The 17042-nt window shown below is 60.7% G+C and carries 13 protein-coding genes; 9 read left to right on the forward strand and 4 right to left on the reverse strand.

Features of this window, described 5'->3' with window-relative positions:
- Window positions 1-7: 7 nt before the first annotated feature.
- Window positions 8-889, reverse strand: a complete 882-nt coding sequence (locus tag AC1DNW_RS03200) for an aminoglycoside phosphotransferase family protein (protein WP_113311487.1) — start codon at window positions 887-889, stop codon at window positions 8-10.
- A gap of 295 nt (window positions 890-1184) precedes the next feature.
- Here AC1DNW_RS03200 and AC1DNW_RS03205 point away from each other — a divergent pair, with 295 nt between their 5' ends.
- The gene (locus AC1DNW_RS03205; RefSeq protein WP_113311508.1) at window positions 1185-2501 is read left to right on the forward strand and encodes an efflux RND transporter periplasmic adaptor subunit; all 1317 of its coding nucleotides are present in this window, start codon (window positions 1185-1187) and stop codon (window positions 2499-2501) included.
- The gene (locus tag AC1DNW_RS03210) at window positions 2498-5614 is read left to right on the forward strand and encodes an efflux RND transporter permease subunit (protein ID WP_113300922.1); all 3117 of its coding nucleotides are present in this window, start codon (window positions 2498-2500) and stop codon (window positions 5612-5614) included. The genes AC1DNW_RS03205 and AC1DNW_RS03210 overlap by 4 nt, the downstream gene beginning before the upstream one ends.
- Before the next feature lie 37 nt (window positions 5615-5651).
- On the opposite strand, the gene blaOXA is transcribed toward AC1DNW_RS03210, so the two are convergent.
- A complete protein-coding gene (blaOXA, locus tag AC1DNW_RS03215; protein WP_113311488.1) occupies window positions 5652-6476 on the reverse strand; it encodes a class D beta-lactamase in 825 nt (274 codons plus the stop codon).
- 104 nt (window positions 6477-6580) lie between these two features.
- On the opposite strand from blaOXA, the gene AC1DNW_RS03220 reads away from it, so the two are divergent.
- The 5 genes from AC1DNW_RS03220 (at window position 6581) to AC1DNW_RS03240 (ending at window position 10423) form a co-directional block, all read left to right on the forward strand.
- On the forward strand, window positions 6581-7471 hold the full coding sequence (locus AC1DNW_RS03220; RefSeq protein ID WP_113311489.1) for a LysR family transcriptional regulator: 891 nt from the start codon (window positions 6581-6583) through the stop codon (window positions 7469-7471).
- A gap of 146 nt (window positions 7472-7617) precedes the next feature.
- Window positions 7618-8913, forward strand: coding sequence for an Hsp70 family protein (locus tag AC1DNW_RS03225; RefSeq protein WP_113311490.1), 1296 nt, complete (start codon window positions 7618-7620; stop codon window positions 8911-8913).
- A gap of 68 nt (window positions 8914-8981) precedes the next feature.
- Complete coding sequence (locus tag AC1DNW_RS03230) at window positions 8982-9884, forward strand: uracil-DNA glycosylase (protein ID WP_113311491.1); 903 nt, start codon at window positions 8982-8984, stop codon at window positions 9882-9884.
- Window positions 9885-10018: 134 nt separating this feature from the next.
- Window positions 10019-10210 (forward strand): hypothetical protein, encoded by a 192-nt coding sequence (locus tag AC1DNW_RS03235; protein WP_113300917.1) that lies wholly within the window; start codon window positions 10019-10021, stop codon window positions 10208-10210.
- A gap of 66 nt (window positions 10211-10276) precedes the next feature.
- Entirely contained in the window at window positions 10277-10423 is a 147-nt protein-coding gene (locus AC1DNW_RS03240; RefSeq protein WP_477832878.1) for a hypothetical protein, read from the forward strand.
- A gap of 119 nt (window positions 10424-10542) precedes the next feature.
- Here the strand turns inward: AC1DNW_RS03240 and AC1DNW_RS03245 are convergent, their stop codons facing one another.
- On the reverse strand, window positions 10543-11457 hold the full coding sequence (locus AC1DNW_RS03245) for a hypothetical protein (protein WP_113311492.1): 915 nt from the start codon (window positions 11455-11457) through the stop codon (window positions 10543-10545).
- A 246-nt stretch (window positions 11458-11703) separates the two neighbouring features.
- Window positions 11704-12642 (reverse strand): DMT family transporter, encoded by a 939-nt coding sequence (locus tag AC1DNW_RS03250; RefSeq protein ID WP_113311493.1) that lies wholly within the window; start codon window positions 12640-12642, stop codon window positions 11704-11706.
- A gap of 347 nt (window positions 12643-12989) precedes the next feature.
- Between AC1DNW_RS03250 and AC1DNW_RS03255 the strand changes: the two genes are divergently transcribed.
- A complete protein-coding gene (locus tag AC1DNW_RS03255; protein WP_113311494.1) occupies window positions 12990-14096 on the forward strand; it encodes a methyl-accepting chemotaxis protein in 1107 nt (368 codons plus the stop codon).
- A gap of 186 nt (window positions 14097-14282) precedes the next feature.
- The gene (pepN, locus tag AC1DNW_RS03260; RefSeq protein WP_113311495.1) at window positions 14283-16931 is read left to right on the forward strand and encodes an aminopeptidase N; all 2649 of its coding nucleotides are present in this window, start codon (window positions 14283-14285) and stop codon (window positions 16929-16931) included.
- Window positions 16932-17042 lie beyond the last annotated feature (111 nt).

The following is a 17042-nucleotide window of genomic DNA, read 5'->3' on the forward strand; positions in this document are numbered from 1 at the left end:
GATTGCATCATCCGGCATGGGCCGAAGCAGCGGCCCATGCCGTGACGCTATCGATCTTTGCGCCGATATAGGCGGGATCATCAGCAAGTTCGGCGAGTTCGGACAAGCGATGGAAACCGGTCAGGATGGCGATGCGCCGGCGGTCGAGCTGGCGACCTGTCAACGTCTCATAGCCCGAGACGATACGCGCCGTCAGATCGGGTGAGATGAAGTTCGAATAGATGAATTCCTGGTGCAGCGGGCCGAAGCCGGAATCAGCGAAGTCATAGAGGCCGTTCAGCCTGTCCGCAGCATGATCGAAGGCCATGTTCCAGCCGTGGCCGTCGAAGAAGCCGTAAGTGATGCCGCAGGGGTCGGGCGACAGGGCCTGGAAATCCCGGATGACATTTTCCGCATAGCTTGCCAGCTGAGAGGACAGCAGCGGCAAGGCCTTGTCCCTGACGGTCTCGGGCGATTGCCAGGGCAGGATCGGTGCGGCGCCGACTGCACGCATGCGATCGTCGTCGAGATCGTGCAATTCTGCGTAGAAACGGGCAAGATCGTCGCCGAGACGTTGGCGAACCGCTTCCGGAAGCACCTCATAATCGTCGGTGATGAGATGTTCGCCCCGGATCTTGGCATGGCTGGAGAAGACCGGAGGGCCGTCATGGACCCGCATGTCGGGAACTGCCATCGATAGCGACGGCCTGATGATGCCGAGAAGGGCGGCCTCCTTCACCAGCGCCCTCTCCGCCTCCGGATTGCGCGGAAACTTGAAGATCAGCTTGTCATCCACATCGATGGCCATCGAATCCCAGCCCTTCGTCGCGAGCCTGAAAACGGAGGCCGTAAGTTCCGGAAAGATGTTGGTGATGAGTGAGCGAAATTCACCGGCATTCAACTCGGCCATGACCGTCTGCCTCTGCGTTTTCCAGTTCCATCGCGCGCAAGACCTGCAATGCGGACGAAATAGTGTTTCGCCAATACAGCCTGCGCTGGCAGGTCACCAAGGTGGACGACGCTGCCTACCCGAATATATATTAGTATAGTTTGAATATTACAGAATGTTCATTACGAAAATTTAAGCCATTATAACCGGTTAGTGATCATCGCCGGGGTGATTATGTCTTTTTTGCGCCGCAATATAGGCGGCTCAATCGGGCTGGAAAATCATGCAATCTGCCCAAACAAGACCGGTCTCGCTCATGAAGAAATTTTGGATCACCATCAGCATTGTAGCCGTGGCCGCGGTTGGCTTCTGGCAGTTCGGGGACAAGATTCCCTATGCTTCTGATATCCCCTATCTGTCACAGCTCATCAACAAGCCTGAGGGCGGCCAGAACAGCGGCCATCAGCGAGCGCAGGCCGATCAGGCCCAGAGCGGCGGCGGGCAGCAAGGTGGTCAACAACAGAGTGGCGGACGCAGGCGCGGTGCCGGTGGCCCCACCATGGTCAACACCGTGGCGGCCGTAAAGGCCGTTCTGCCCATGGATGTAACGGCGACTGGCTGGGCCGATGCCGAGGACAATACGACGATTGCCGCACAGGAACAGGGCCTGGTCGTCAGCATCGAGGCCGAAGACGGCGCCACGGTCAAGGAGGGCGACCTGATCGCCAAGCTGGACGACCGGACGGCCAAGGCTGCCGTCGACAAGGACAATGCGATGATCGTGCGCGATACGGCGACGCTTGCAGAATCCGAGACGGCGCTGACCCGCGCGCAGGACCTCTTCAACCAGAAGGCCGGCACCCAACAGAGCCTCGATCAGGCCAAGGCTGCCCGCGATACCGCCGCCGCAACCGTGGAAGCCGACAAGGCCATGCTCGCTTCGGACCAGGTCATCCTCGAGCATACCGATATTCGTGCGCCCTTCGATGGCAGGCTCGGCGATATAGCCCTCAGCAAGGGTGCCTTCGTCAATGCCGGTGCGGCGATTGTCACCATCGCCAAATACGATCCGATCTATGTGAAGTTCCACCTGCAGGAGCGCTACCTGCGCGTACTGAAGAAGGCGCTGGCCTCCGGTCCGGTCGAGGTCAGCACGGCGCCCGATTCCACCAAGGGACAAGTGCGCAAGGGCGAGGTCAGCTTCTACGACAACGCGGTCGACACGGCATCGGGCACGATCCTTGCCAAGGCGAAGTTCGAAAACGCCTCCGGCGCCCTGTGGCCGGGCCAGTCGGTCAATATCGTCGTGCATTTCAACAATGACGAGCAGCAGGTGGTCGTGCCGACGGTTGCCGTCAGCCCCGGCCCCGACGGCTTCTTTGCCTTCGTGGCCAAGGACGGAAAATCGCATTTGACGCCTGTTACCGTCGCCCGCGCCAACGGCGGCTTCACCGCTATCGCGTCAGGCCTTTCGGAGGGCGACCACGTGGTCGTCGAAGGCCAGGGCCAGCTCAGCGACCAGCAGGCGGTCAACGAGCAATTCGACGCCAAGACGCTCGATGTCGCGTCCGCTGACGTGCCTCAGCAACGACAGCAGCAGGCCGAAACGATCGCGGTGGGGGCTGCGCAATGATCCCGAATTTCTGTATTCAGCGCCCGGTCGCAACGACGCTGCTTGCGATCGGCGTCATCCTGGCGGGCCTTGCGGGCTACCGGCTCGTGCCGGTCGCGGCCCTGCCGCAGGTGGACTTCCCGACCATCAACGTCTCGGCACAGCTGAGCGGTGCCTCACCGCAGACAATGGCGACCTCGGTCTCGACACCGTTGATCAAGCAGTTCGAGACGATCCCCGGCATCAGCGAAATCAGCGCGTCGAGTTCGCTCGGCAGCACCAGCATCGTGCTGCAGTTCGACCTCAACCGCGATATCGATGCGGCCGCCGCCGATGTGCAGGCAGCCATTTCGCATGCGACGCGGCAGCTGCCCGACAACATGACGACGCCGCCGAGCTACCGCAAGACGAACCCGGCCGACGCGCCGGTCATGCTGCTTTCGGTGCAGAGCAACACCGTGCCGCGCAGCAAGCTCGACGAGATCGCCGAAGACATCATCTCGCCGTCGCTCTCGACGCTTCCAGGCGTTGCCCAGGTCAGCGTCTTCGGCGCGCAGACCTATGCCGTGCGCGTCGAGGTCGATCCCAACAAGCTGCTGACCCGCGGCATCGGCATCGATACCGTCAACAAGGCGCTTGCCGCCGCCAACAGCCAACAGCCGGTCGGCACGCTGCAGAACAATTCGCAGGCCATGACCATCACGGCGAATACGCAGCGCACCAGCGCCGAGCAGTTCCGTTCGCTGGTCATTGCCAATCCGAACGGTGCGCCGATCCATCTCGGCGATATTGCCGACGTGCAGGACAGCGTCGAGAACCAGTATACAGGCAGCTGGTATGACGGCCAGCGCGGCATCATCCTTGCCATCCAGCGCCAGCCGGATGCCAATACGGTCGATGTCGTGGATGCGATCAATGCCAAGCTGCCGCTGCTTCACGCGGAAATACCCTCTTCGGTCAACACCGTCGTCATGAACGATGCCGCAAAGCCGATCCGCGATGCCATCGCCGACGTGAAGTTCACGCTGCTTCTGACGATCGGCCTCGTCGTTCTCGTCATCTACCTCTTCACCGGCCATGCGACCGCAACGATCATTCCGGGCCTTGCCGTTCCGCTGTCGCTGATCTCGACCTTCGGCATGATGTATGTGCTGGGCTACAGTATCGACAACATCTCGCTGCTGGGTTTGACGCTCGCGGTGGGCCTCGTGGTGGATGACGCGATCGTCATGCTGGAAAACATCCTGCGCCATGTCGAGGAAGGCATGCCGGTGCGCGAGGCGGCGATCAAGGGTGCGGGCGAAGTGAGCTACACCATCATCTCGATGTCGGTGTCGCTGATCGCGGTCTTCATCCCGATCCTCTTGATGGGTGGTGTCGTTGGCCGCGTGTTCAACGAATTCGGCATGGTGGTGGCGATTGCCATCATCTCCTCGGCGATCGTCTCGCTGACGGTGACGCCGATGCTGGGTTCGCGCCTTTCCAACAACCACAGCCGCCCGCCGCTTCTCATCCGCATCTTCGATGCCGGTTTCGAACGGACGTTGCGCGGTTACGACAATGCCGTCGGCTGGTGCCTTCGCCATCGTCCCATCATCCTCGGGGTCTTCCTCGGCTCGGTGGCGCTGACGATCTATTTCTTCATGACGCTGCCGACGAGCTTCTTCCCGCAGGAAGATATCGGCCGGCTGACGATCAGCACCCAGGCACGGCAGGATATTTCCTATTCGGCGATGGAGGCCCTGCAGCAGCAGGCCGCGGCCGTCGTCAAGGCGAACCCGGCGGTCAACCACGTGATGTCGACGATCGGCGGCAATCCCAACAAGCCGCAGAACAACGGCTCGATGTTCGTCGAACTGAAGGACAAGGATCAGCGTGCACCGCTTGACCAGACGTTGCGCGAACTGCGTACGGCGATCAACAAGATCCCCGGCCTGCAGGCCTTCGTGACGCCGAACCAGAGCCTGCGCTTTGGCGGCCGCCAGACCGCCAGCCAATATCAGCTGGTCATACAGGCGCTGAATGCCGACCAGACCAACCTGTGGGCCGGCAAGATCCAGCAGGCGATGCGAGGCGACCGCCTGTTCACGGACGTGACCTCGGATGCGCAGAACAACGCCCTGCAGGCCAATATCGTCATCGATACCGAGCGGGCAGCCGCCTACGGGATCGACAACGACACGCTGCGCACGACGCTGCAGGAATCCTTCAGCGGTTTTGCGGCTGCGGAAATCCAGTCGACCGGCGACAGCTACGACGTCATTGTCGAATATGACACGAGCAAGCCCTGGGATGACCAGAAACTCTCGGAAATCCGCGTCGCTTCGTCCAATGGCAGCCTGGTGCCGCTTTCGAACTTCGCGCATGTCGAGCGCACGGTCGGACCCGTCACCATCAACCAGACGGGCCAGCTCGTCTCCACCACCGTTTCCTTCAACCTGCCGGAAGGCGTATCGCTCAGCGACGCGACGGCCAGGATCGACCAGATCAAGACGGAAATCAGCATGCCGGCCGATGTCTTCACCTCCTATGGCGGTACGGCCGAGATCTTCCAGCAGTCGCAGGGCAATACGCCCTATCTGATCCTGGCGGCTGTTCTGACCATCTATGTCGTGCTCGGGGTGCTCTATGAAAGCTTCATTCACCCGCTCACCATCCTGTCCGGCCTGCCGGCTGCGGCCTTCGGTGCGCTGCTGGCGCTGAAGATCATGGGCTTCGACCTGTCGATCATCGCCCTTATCGGCCTCCTGATGCTGATCGGCATCGTCAAGAAGAACGCGATCATGATGATCGACGTTGCGGTGGAGACCATGCGCACGACGGGCGAGAAGGCGACGGCGGCGATCCACGAAGCCTGCGTGCGACGCTTCCGCCCGATCATGATGACGACCTTCTGCGCCCTGCTCGGCGCCCTGCCGATCGCGCTCGGCACAGGCGCCAGCTCGGAACTGCGCCAGCCGCTCGGCATCGCCGTCGTCGGCGGCCTCATCGTTTCGCAAATGCTGACGCTCTTCATTACCCCTGTCATCTTCGTCGAGATGGACCGCTTCGGGAATTTCCTCCACCGCATGCTCAGCCGCGGGAAGAAGGAAGAGCACGTGGTACAGGAAGCGCGAGCGATGGCCGCGGAATAGAGAGACAGAAAGGGCGCCTTCCGGCGCCCTTTTCATGTCAGCGGCCGTCGACCAGCTTCGGGAAATCCGCGATCAGCGAATCCCGCGTCTCGAAACTGATCGGATTGTCGCTATAGCGGTGATTGGCGATGTGAAGTCTCGCGAAGATAAGCCGCCTGTCGCCCTTCGTCGCCCAGCCGACGAACCAGCCGAGCGGCCGTTCGTAATGGGTCTTGCCGGCCGCGTTGCGCAGCCAGCCGGCACCGGTCTTGCCCTGGATATTCCAGCCGGCGGCGGCCTCAAAATGCGGAACGATCGCCTCGGTCATCTGCCGCGCGCGCTCCGAGATCGGCAGGCTGCCGGTGCGGAAACGGCGCAGGAACTGTACCTGGTCCTCGGCCGAGATCTTCAACGACGACATCAACCAGGCTTCGGTCAGTCCATCCGTGTTGCCAGGCCCGCCCGAAACATCCTGATTGCCGTAGCCGAAGCGCTCGACGTAATCGGCAAAGGCGCGCTTGCCGAGCTTGCGGGTGAGCGCCTGCGAGAACCAGACGATGGAATCCCGCTCCCAGATGGTCGGATCGGTATCCTTCTGTTCGCGCTTGGAACGCTTGAGCTTCGGATCATATATCCAGAGTGGAGTGTGTTCGTCGACGAGAATGCCGGAATCGTAGCCCATCATGGCCAAAGGCAATTTGAACGTCGACTGCGGATAAAAGCCCTGATCGCAATTGCCCTGACGATAGACCGTGTCACCGGTCTTCTCGTCGATGATGAGGGTGCAGCGGATCGGATCGGCGGCATAGGCCGGCGTCGCGTTCATTGAAATTGCTGTAATACTTATGGAAAATGCCAGAAGGAAAAGTCTTTCGAAAGCCACTTTCGTTCTCCAAATGGTTGGACCTCAGCTTTCTAGGCCAGCCTGGAAGGCCCGATCAAACGATGATATTTCCGGTCAGGCATAAATCAGATTAGGCCATTGCCATGGTTCGACCATATTTGCCGCTGAATTCGCTGCGCGCCTTCGAGGCGGCGGCGCGGCATCTTTCCTTCACCCGGGCGGCCATCGAGCTCTGCGTCACGCAGGCCGCCGTCAGCCATCAGGTCAAGCTTCTGGAACAGCGCCTTGGCGTCAGCCTGTTCCGCCGCCTGCCGCGCGGGCTGATGATCACCGAGGAAGGGCTTGCGCTGCTGCCGGCCCTGCAGGATTCCTTCGATCGCATGGCCGACATGCTGGAGCGGTTCGAGGGCGGCCATGTGCGTGAAGTCCTCAAGCTCGGCGCCGTCGGCACGCTTGCGGTCGGCTGGCTGTTGCCGCGGCTTGCCGACTTTCGCGAGCAATATCCCTTCATCGATCTCAGGCTTTCGACCAACAACAACCGCGTCGACATTGCCGCCGAAGGGCTCGACTATGCGATCAAGTTCGGCAATGGCGCCTGGCATGACATAGAAGCCGAAGCGCTGTTCGAAGCACCGCTTTCCATGCTTTGCATCCCCACAATTGCCCGCCAGCTCTCCGCCCCCGAAGATGTCGCCCATCAGACGCTGCTGCGCTCCTACCGTGCCGACGAATGGCCGGGCTGGTTCGAGAAGGCCGATGTCACCTCCCCGCCGATCCGCGGCATGGTCTTCGATTCTTCCGTGCTGATGATCGAGGCGGCATTGCAGGGCGCGGGCGTAGCGCTGGCGCCGCCCCTGATGTTCTCCCGTCAGCTTGCAGCGGGCGAACTGGAACAGCCCTTCCCGATCTGGATTTCGAAGGGCAGCTACTGGCTGACTCGGCTGCAATCCCGTTCCGTCACCCCTGCCATGGAGATGTTCCGCAAGTGGATCGGCAAGATGGCCGGGGAGACGCGGGTGCAGCTCGGAAACTGATTGGAGCGGGTTGCTTTCCACCCTCTCCTGTGCGATCACGCGCCTCTCACAACATGTCAGGGGCGCACCATAAGGCGCCCTTTCGTATTTCGGGGCACCTGCCCCGGTTCAGTCATTTTCGATAGATCTGATAAGGGAGCACGGCCATGGCACAGGCGCTCGGGCTTGACTTCGGCACGACCAATACTGTTCTGGCGCTGGCAGATGGCGGCGCTGACACCCATTCCATATCGCTGACCAGCAGCGCCGGCACGGCCGATAGCATGCGCACCGCGCTCTCCTTCATGAAGGATGCCCAGCTCGGTGCTTCGGCGCTGAAGGTGGAGGCCGGGCATGCGGCTATCCAGCAGTTCATCGACAATCCCGGCGACTGCCGTTTCCTGCAGTCCATCAAGACCTTTGCGGCAAGCGCGCTCTTCCAGGGCACGATCATCTTCGGCAAGCGGCAGAGCTTCGAAGACCTGATGGAAATCTTCATCCGGCGCCTGCGCCATTACGCAGGCGAAAACTGGCCCGATAATATCAGCCGCATCATCGCCGGTCGGCCGGTGCATTTCGCCGGCGCCAGTCCGGACCCGGCGCTTGCGGTAAAGCGCTACAACGAGGCATTGACGCGCTTCGGCTTTCCGGAAATTCATTATGTCTATGAGCCGGTTGCCGCCGCTTTCTACTTCGCGCAAAACCTGAAGTCCGATGCGACCGTACTCGTCGCCGACTTTGGCGGCGGCACGACGGACTATTCGCTGATCCGCTTCGAGACCAAGGCCGGAAAGCTGACGGCAACGCCGATCGGCCATTCGGGTGTTGGTGTAGCCGGCGATCATTTCGATGCGCGCATGATCGACAACATCGTGGCGCCGCAAATCGGCAAGGGCAGCCATTTCAAGAGCTTCGACAAGATCCTTGAGGTGCCCTCAAATTATTATGCGAGCTTCAGCCGCTGGAACCAGCTGTCGATCTTCAAGACATCGCGGGAATTCGAGGATCTGAAGAGACTGGTGCGTACGGCGCTGGAGCCGGAGAAGCTGGAAACCTTCGTGGATCTCATCGACCATGACGAAGGTTATCCACTCTATCAGGCGGTCTCGGCGACAAAGATGGCGCTTTCCTCCGCCGAAGAGGCGGCTTTCGATTTCGCGCCGCTCGGCCGCGGCGGCCATCGCACGATCAAACGCAGCGATTTCGAAAGCTGGATCGTCGACGACCTTGCCCGCATCGAAGGGGCGCTCGACGAGGTGCTGGAGAAGACCAACACGAATACATCCGGCATCGACAAGGTGTTCCTGACCGGCGGCACATCCTTCGTGCCGGCCGTGCGGCGCATCTTCACCGAGCGATTTGACCGCGACAAGATCGAAAGCGGCGGCGAGCTGCTCTCGATCGCGCACGGTCTGGCGCTGATCGGCGAACGCGACGACATCGACCAATGGACTGTGCAATGACGGCCGAAAGGGCGGCGGCAGGTCCGCCCGCCCTTTCATTGCCGTTTTCGCTCCGCTAAAGTCTGTCCATGATCTCCGCCAACGACCTGAGTCCGGCCGAACTTGCCGCGCTTCTGCATTTTCATGCGGAAGCGGGTGTGGACTGGTTGCTGGAAGAAGAGCCGGTCGACCGTTTCGCCGAATTCGAGGCGATGAAGGCCGCGCGCCGTCCGGCGACACCGATTGCCCAACAGCAACCGGAACGGCCGGCGCAACCGGAGATGCAAGCTGTCGTCCGTCCAGCCTCGCCCGCACCGCAACAGCGTGCAGCGGCGCCACCGCCTGCCTCGCGGCCGCAACCGGCAATCCCGGACGGCGAAGCGGTGCAACAGGCGCGATTCGCAGCCGAGAGCGCCCGCTCGCTTGCGGAATTGAAGACGGCGCTCGAAGCCTTCAACGGCTGCAATCTCAAGCACAGCGTCCGCTCGACCATCTTTGCGAGCGGCGATCCGGCAAGCGGCATCATGGTGATCGGCCCGGCGCCGGGCGCTGATGACGAGCGCGAGGGCGCGGCCTTTGCCGGCCGTCAGGGCCAGCTGCTGGACCGGATGCTGGCCTCGATCGGCCTGGAGCGCTCAGCCATTCTCCTGACGCAGATCATTCCCTGGCGTCCGCCCGGCAACCGCATGCCTTCGGCGGCCGAAACGGAGATCTGCCGTCCCTTCATCGAGCGGCAGATCGCGCTCGCCGAGCCGCGTGCCATTTTGCTGCTCGGCAATTACACGGCACGGTTCTTCTTTGGCGAGAATGACACGATTCACGGGCTTCGCGGCCGGTGGAAGGAGATCGCTGTCGCAGATCAGGTCATCCCGGCCATAGCCAGTCTGCATCCGCAGGACCTGTTAACTGCACCGGTCAATAAGCGGCTCGCCTGGAGCGATCTGCTGGCCTTCCAGGCTAGACTTAGAGAACTGTCTTTGCTTACAAATTAGCCAAGTTTGAAAATATTATGAATTTGTCCATGCAATATGCGCATGGCTGCATCCTGCAAGGGTGCATTGAAGAATCGATGCTGCACTGCAATATAGAAGGCGTGTCTTGGGAGGAACGAACAGGAACCAAGGCCATGAGCAAGCGTTTTCGTCCTATACATTGCGGGTTTGAAACCCTGCGCCAAGCAAGCGATCAAGTTCGCACTACCCAGGGCTACAGCCGTTTCGGCTTTGCCACCAACGAACAGATGATCGCCCGCGGCACCGGCATCAGCGGCCGCACGTCGCGTCCGGCGATGATCTTCGCGGATTTCCAGGAATATTGAGAATTCCGGAATGACGATCCGGCAGGCGGTTCGCCTGCCCTTCTCCGTTTTCAGACGTATCGACCGATGTCCACAATCCTGATTTCACTGCTGCGCAACATCGAATCTTTCGAGCATATCCGTGCTGCCGTCTGCGCCGCGCGCGAATATCGGAGCGAGCTTTGCGACACCCCGTCCGAGGTCAAGAGCCCGGCTTCCGCCATCGCGCTCTGAGGGTATTTTCACGCAGTTGTGGACGCAAAACCGCTGCGCACTTTTGCTGGATTTGATTCAGAGCGCCGCGCGTCCATTCGAATGCACAATGGACGCTCTCACTCTCTTTAATCTGCGCATCAGGCTTTCCGAAAATCGATTCCGATTTTTGGGCTGATGCTGTCACCGTTCGCGCTTTCGAGCTGCGCCTTTGCCGATTCGAAGGCTTCATCGACATAGGCGAACTTGATCGCCTGCCAGCCGACATATTCTCTAAGGAAATCGCGCGACAACCACAGCTGCGACTTCTTCGGCTCGTCGTACCAGCCGACACAGCCGCGTTGCGCGCCTTTGGCGAGCAGCCGCTGGAGATGCGTGCGCGACATCATGAAATCACCGGCCAGCGCGCGGGTTTCCATCTTGCCGATCGCCAGCCGTGTCGGATCGGTTCCTTCGAGATCGAGCCGGGACATGAAATGATCGATGACCATACCGCCCGCTTCCGTCCAGAGAAACAGCGCCACCTGTTCAGGCGGCTCACGCCAGTTGGCATCCTCGAGGCAGTTATAGGCGACACGCGGCTGGATCTGGCGGAATAGCAGAGGATTTTCCAGCAGGAGCGCCGCCCGGTTTCCACCATCGATGAGATCAAGCGCGCCGAGGTTGGTGTGCAACCAGCCGAACATTGCCTGATGGCTGACTTCGGCCGGCTCGAAATGGCGAGGGCGGCGGCGCTCGTCGCCGGGCGTATGGGTGATGAAGCGATAGGTGAAAAGCTCTTCGATGAAGGCGAGCACCGTATTGCGGCTGGCGATCTTGTGGGCGGTGATCTTGCCGGTCAGCCGAACGGCGGTGAAACCCGAGGTCACGTCCTGCGGATCGTATTCCAGATGCAGCGCATAGGCCGTCTGCGTCAGCAGCCAGCGTTGATGCGAGGCCAGCAGGCGCGCCAGCCGCGGCCCCGCATCAAACATGCCGCGCATTTGCCCGGCCAGGAAGCGAATACTCACTAAAAAAGAAGGGTTCTGCGCCAGTTGTTCTGCCGTGAACGCCATATGCTTTTCCTCAACCCTCGCTCGCAAGCCAGCGTTCGGAGCAGCGATACCGAAACTCCCCCGGCATCAATGGCCTATCGATTATGCACAGCTTTGAATAAATGAAAGTAATTCACTTTCATAACCACATTTTTGCGGAATGCGATATCCCAATATTTCACCATCCCACTCTCTTTAGAGGGGCGGATGGCATCATTTTTCAATCTATGCGATAGGAAATTCGACTTTTGATATAGATTCAGCCGCTCAGGATTGCGGCGCGCCGGCTTTTCGCGCCTCGCGGCGTTCGAGGCCAAGCTGATGCTCGCGGTAGATGATGAAGATGCCGGCGGCGATGACGATGACGGTGCCGAAAAGCATCGTGTTGCTCGGAACGTCGTCGAAGACATAGTAGGCGACGATGCCGCCGAGCAGGATCGAGCTGTATTCGAAGGGAGCGATGGTGGACACGTCCGCGTGGCGGTAGCTCTCGGTCAGGAGGATCTGCGCGACACCGCCGCAGAAACCGGCGGCAATCAGGAAGAGGGCCGATGACCAGTCCAGCAGCAGCCAGCCGAAGGGCACGGTCGCCAGCGAGAAAACCGAAGCGATAATCGAGAAATAGAGCACGATCGTCGCCGTCTTCTCTTCCTCGACGAGGCGGCGCACCTGGATCATCGCCATGCCACCGAGCACGGCCGACAAAAGTACGCAGAGCGCGCCGGTTGCCTGTTCGGCCTCCATGCCGCCTTCCCGGAACAAGGTCAGCTTCGGCCAGGAGATGATGGCGACACCGATGATGCCGAAGCAGACGGCACTCCAGCGATAGACGCGCACCGTCTCCCCCAGGAAGACGGCCGCGAAGATGACGGCGACGAGCGGCGTCGCATAACCGAGCGCGATCGCCTCCGGCAGCGGCAGATGCAGAAGCCCGTAGAAGCCGAGCCCCATCGAGATGATGCCGAGGGTGCCGCGCTTCAGATGGCCGATCGGATTGGCGGTGTAGAAGGCTGAGCGCAGCTGATGCCGGTAGCCGAGATAGGCCATGATTGGAAACAGCGCGAAGAAGGAGCGGCAGAAAGTTACCTGCCCCGGCGGGATACCCGACCCTGCCAGCTTGATGAATGTCTGCATGGCCAGGAAGACCACGACCGACGAGACTTTCAGCGCAATGCCTCTCATCGGGTTTCTGAGAACCGATTCCATGATCCAGGCTCTTATGCGGGTATGCCGAGCGGGGGAGACGCGTTCGACTCGAACGCAGCGGACGATTTTTTCATCGTAACCGAAGAAATGCGCCAGTGGGGAAAAATCTGCCCCACCCAGGTAGCAAGTATCTACCCGTTTTTATCTGCCGCTTTTCTGTGCAACTCCGTTTTCTGGTGAAAAAACTTCACGTTTTACGCTCATTCCCCCGAAAATGTTCGTATCCGCACCTATTGCGTTAACCGGTTGCAAACCATGCCACCGCATCGTTCTCAGCGAATTAGCCATACAAAAGAATCGCATTCGTTCCGCAGCCAGTCGCGTAGATTATTTTCAGGATCTTTTTGATGAAGCCGCTCAGCGCAGAGATCATATCCCAGTCACAGAACGCAACGCCCCGCTCGATGCGTGTCGTGACCGATGGCATCAGCACGGATTTGGAGCGTTTCAGCACCGACAACACCAGCATCGTCAAACAGATCAAGCTGCTTGCCATCAACGCTCTGATCGAGGCGGCCCGCGCCGGCGAAACCGGCAAGGGCTTTGCCGTCGTCGCCAACGAAGTGCAGCGGCTGGCGCAGATCGCCACCGAGATCACCAGCAAGTTCGAGAGCAATGTGCTCGGGCGCATCGGCCTCAGCCGTGCGATGGCGGATTCGCTCGTCACCGAGATGGAAGGCGTGCGGCTGACCGATCTCGCGCAGACGCTGGTTCAGCTCATCGTGCGCAACCTCTTCGAGCGCACAGCCGACGTGCGCTGGTGGGCAACGGATGCGGCGCTCTGGCAGGCGCTGCAGGATCCGGACAAGGATCGTGTCGCCTTCGCGGCTGAACGGCTCGGCGTCATCAACCGCTTTTATACCGTCTATCTCGATCTCGTGATGACCGATCTCTCCGGCCGGGTGATCGCGTCGGCCAATCCGACCTTCCAGCGCAAGATATCAGGCTCTTCGCTTGCGGGCGATCCCTGGTTCCGGGCTGCAGCAAGCTGCGCCTCCGGCGACGACTATATCGTCGACGAGGTAAAGCCGAGCCTTCTCCACGACCAGCGGCATGCCCTCGTCTATGCCACCGGCATCCGCGAAGGCGGCAAGGTCGACGGCAAGCTGCTCGGCACGCTGGGCGTCTATTTCGACTGGCAGAACCAGGGCCAGGCGATCGTCGAGAAGGAAGCGAACCTGCCGCCGCAGCTTGCGGAAAAGACCACCGTCATGCTGCTCGACGGCGCAAGTCGTGTGATTGCCAGCACCAATCCGGCCATGCTCTTCACCCATTTTGCGCTCGCCAACCAGACCGGCCAGCCGAAGGGCAGCTATTACGACAATAACGGCTCGATCGTCGCCTTTGCGCGCACGCTCGGCTACGAGGATTATGACGGGCTCGGCTGGTGTGGCGTCGTGGTACAGCAGACGGAAAGTGATGCTGCAATCAAGACTGCCCTCAATCTCAAATAGCAGTCTTCCCCTTTCGGCTGCACATACACGACAATTTGACCATGATAATTTGGCTGTGAACTTCGCGCTCACGGCCAATTTGCTTTAACTTTAGTTCAGACTTTAATGTAATTATGGCGGCCAAATTTCAGCAGAGTGCGCCCGCCTCTATATTCGGCCATTGTCTAATAAAGGTCTTCACGGAACATGCGAACAGATACCGGTCAGGTCATCAATCTGGCAGACTACCGCCCAACCGATTTCGTGCTGGAACGCGTCGACCTGACTTTCGAACTGGATCCGACCGAAACGAAGGTGGAAGCGCGGCTGATCTTCCACCGTCGCGAAGGCGCTGATCTTTCTGCCCCGCTGATCCTCGATGGCGACGAACTCAATCTTTACAGCCTTCTCTTCGACCAGAACGAACTGGCGCCGGAACGCTACACGGTAACGCCCGAAAGCCTCACCATCCGCGACCTGCCGGAAACGGTGCCTTTCGAAGTCACCGTCACCACGATCATCAATCCGGAAGCCAACACCCAGCTGATGGGCCTTTACCGCACCAGCGGCATCTATTGCACGCAGTGCGAGGCCGAAGGCTTCCGCCGTATCACCTATTTCCCCGACCGGCCGGACGTGCTGGCGCCCTACACGGTCAACATCATCGCCGACAAGGATGCCAACCCGCTGCTCCTGTCGAACGGCAACTTCCTCGGCGGCGCCGGTTATGGCCCCGGCAAGCATTTCGCCGCCTGGTTCGACCCGCATCCGAAGCCGAGCTATCTCTTCGCACTGGTCGCCGGCGATCTCGGTGTCGTGGAAGACAGTTTCACCACCCTGTCCGGCCGCGAGGTCGTGCTGAAGATCTATGTCGAGCACGGCAAGGAGCCGCGCGCGGCCTATGCCATGGACGCGCTGAAGCGCTCGATGAAGTGGGACGAGGAAGTGTTCGGCCGCGAATACGATCTCGATATCTTCATGATCGTCGCCGTGTCCGACTTCAACATGGGGGCCATGGAGAACAAGGGCCTCAATATCTTCAACGACAAATACGTGCTCGCCGATCCCGAGACCGCGACGGATGCCGACTACGCCAATATCGAGGCGATCATCGCGCATGAATATTTTCACAACTGGACCGGCAACCGCATCACCTGCCGCGACTGGTTCCAGCTCTGCCTCAAGGAAGGCCTGACTGTCTATCGCGACCACGAATTCTCGTCCGACCAGCGCTCGCGCCCGGTCAAGCGCATCGCCGAGGTGCGCCACCTGAAGTCCGAGCAGTTCCCGGAAGACGGCGGCCCGCTCGCCCATCCGGTGCGCCCGACCAAGTATCGCGAGATCAACAACTTCTATACGACGACGGTCTATGAGAAGGGCAGCGAAGTCACGCGCATGATCGCGACCCTGCTTGGCCGCGAAACCTTCAAGAAGGGCATGGACCTCTATTTCGATCGCCATGACGGCCAGGCCGTCACGATCGAGGATTTCGTGAAATGCTTCGAAGATGCGAGCGGCCGCGACCTTTCGCAGTTCTCGCTCTGGTACCATCAGGCCGGCACACCGCTCGTCACCGCCTCCGGCACCTATGATGCCGGCGCCAAGAGCTTCAGCCTGTCGCTGGAACAGATGATTCCCGCGACACCCGGCCAGCCGAACAAGGAGCCGATGCACATTCCGCTGAGCCTCGCTCTGTTTGCCGAGGACGGTTCCAAGATCGAGCCTGTTAAGGTCGACGGCGCCGAATATGCTGGCGAGGTGCTGCATCTGACCGCGCGCACGCAAACGGCTGTCTTCCACGGCGTTGCCTCACGTCCGGTGGTTTCGATCAACCGCAGCTTCTCCGCACCGATCAACCTGCATTTCGACCAGAGCCCGGCCGATCTGGCCCTGCTTGCGCGCTATGAGACGGATCATTTCGCCCGCTGGCAGGCGCTGACCGATCTCGCGCTGCCGAACCTGCTCAAGGCCGCCCGCGATGCCCGCGAGGGTGCCGCGATCGTCTGCGAACAGACCTTCGTCGAGACGCTGCTTGCGGCCGCTGCCGATGAAAACCTCGAGCCCGCCTTCCGCGCCCAGGCGCTGGCCTTGCCGAGCGAATCCGACATTGCCCGCGAACTCGGAAGCAATATCGATCCGGATGCCATTCATGCCGGCCGCCAGGCGATCATGAAACAGATCGCCGAAGCCGGCAAAGCCACCTTCGCGGCCCTCTACGACGCGATGACCACACCGGGCGAATTCAGCCCGGATGCCAAGAGCGCCGGCCGCCGCGCGCTGCGCAACACCGCCCTCACCTATCTCTCCTATGCCGAGGGCAGCCCTGACCGCGCCAAGGCCGCCTTCGACGGCGCCAACAACATGACCGATCTCAGCCATGCGCTGACGATCCTCGCCCATCGCTTCCCCGACAGCGCAGAGGCGAAGGCCGCGCTCGAAACCTTCCGCAGCCGTTTCCAGGAAAATGCGCTCGTCGTCGACAAGTGGTTCGCCATCCAGGCCGGCATTCCCGGCCACGGCGCGGTCGATCGCGTCAAGGCGCTGATGGAAAACCCGCTCTTCAAGCGCACGAACCCGAACCGCATGCGCTCGCTCGTCGGCACGTTCGCCTTCGGCAATCCGACCGGCTTCGGCCGCGCCGACGGTGAAGGCTACCGTTTCCTCGCCAGCGAGATCCTCCATATCGACCAGCGCAACCCGCAGCTCGCCGCTCGCCTGCTGACCTCGATGCGCTCCTGGCGCTCGCTGGAATCGGCGCGTGCCGATCACGCACGCTCGGCACTGATCGAGATCGAGCGGGCGGCCAGCCTTTCGACCGATGTTCGCGATATCGTCGAGCGCACTCTCAAGGGGTGATTTCTCGCAAATGATTTGCCGCCTAGCTGTCTTCCACCCGTGGAGCAGCTAGGCTCGCCATCAGCGAATCCCTCTGAAAAACCAGCAATCACAAATAGTTAATAAATTTTT

This window comes from Rhizobium sp. 05L429 (assembly GCF_056397645.1).

Bases quoted from the DNA above. Each gene is read 5' to 3' on its own strand.
- AC1DNW_RS03200 (WP_113311487.1), bottom strand. From the start codon at position 889: ATGGCCGAGTTGAATGCCGGTGAATTTCGCTCACTCATCACCAACATC.
- AC1DNW_RS03205 (WP_113311508.1), top strand. From the start codon at position 1,185: ATGAAGAAATTTTGGATCACCATCAGCATTGTAGCCGTGGCCGCGGTT.
- AC1DNW_RS03210 (WP_113300922.1), top strand. From the start codon at position 2,498: ATGATCCCGAATTTCTGTATTCAGCGCCCGGTCGCAACGACGCTGCTT.
- AC1DNW_RS03220 (WP_113311489.1), top strand. From the start codon at position 6,581: ATGGTTCGACCATATTTGCCGCTGAATTCGCTGCGCGCCTTCGAGGCG.
- AC1DNW_RS03225 (WP_113311490.1), top strand. From the start codon at position 7,618: ATGGCACAGGCGCTCGGGCTTGACTTCGGCACGACCAATACTGTTCTG.
- AC1DNW_RS03230 (WP_113311491.1), top strand. From the start codon at position 8,982: ATGATCTCCGCCAACGACCTGAGTCCGGCCGAACTTGCCGCGCTTCTG.
- AC1DNW_RS03235 (WP_113300917.1), top strand. From the start codon at position 10,019: ATGAGCAAGCGTTTTCGTCCTATACATTGCGGGTTTGAAACCCTGCGC.
- AC1DNW_RS03240 (WP_477832878.1), top strand. From the start codon at position 10,277: ATGTCCACAATCCTGATTTCACTGCTGCGCAACATCGAATCTTTCGAG.
- AC1DNW_RS03245 (WP_113311492.1), bottom strand. From the start codon at position 11,457: ATGGCGTTCACGGCAGAACAACTGGCGCAGAACCCTTCTTTTTTAGTG.
- AC1DNW_RS03250 (WP_113311493.1), bottom strand. From the start codon at position 12,642: ATGGAATCGGTTCTCAGAAACCCGATGAGAGGCATTGCGCTGAAAGTC.
- AC1DNW_RS03255 (WP_113311494.1), top strand. From the start codon at position 12,990: ATGAAGCCGCTCAGCGCAGAGATCATATCCCAGTCACAGAACGCAACG.
- pepN (WP_113311495.1), top strand. From the start codon at position 14,283: ATGCGAACAGATACCGGTCAGGTCATCAATCTGGCAGACTACCGCCCA.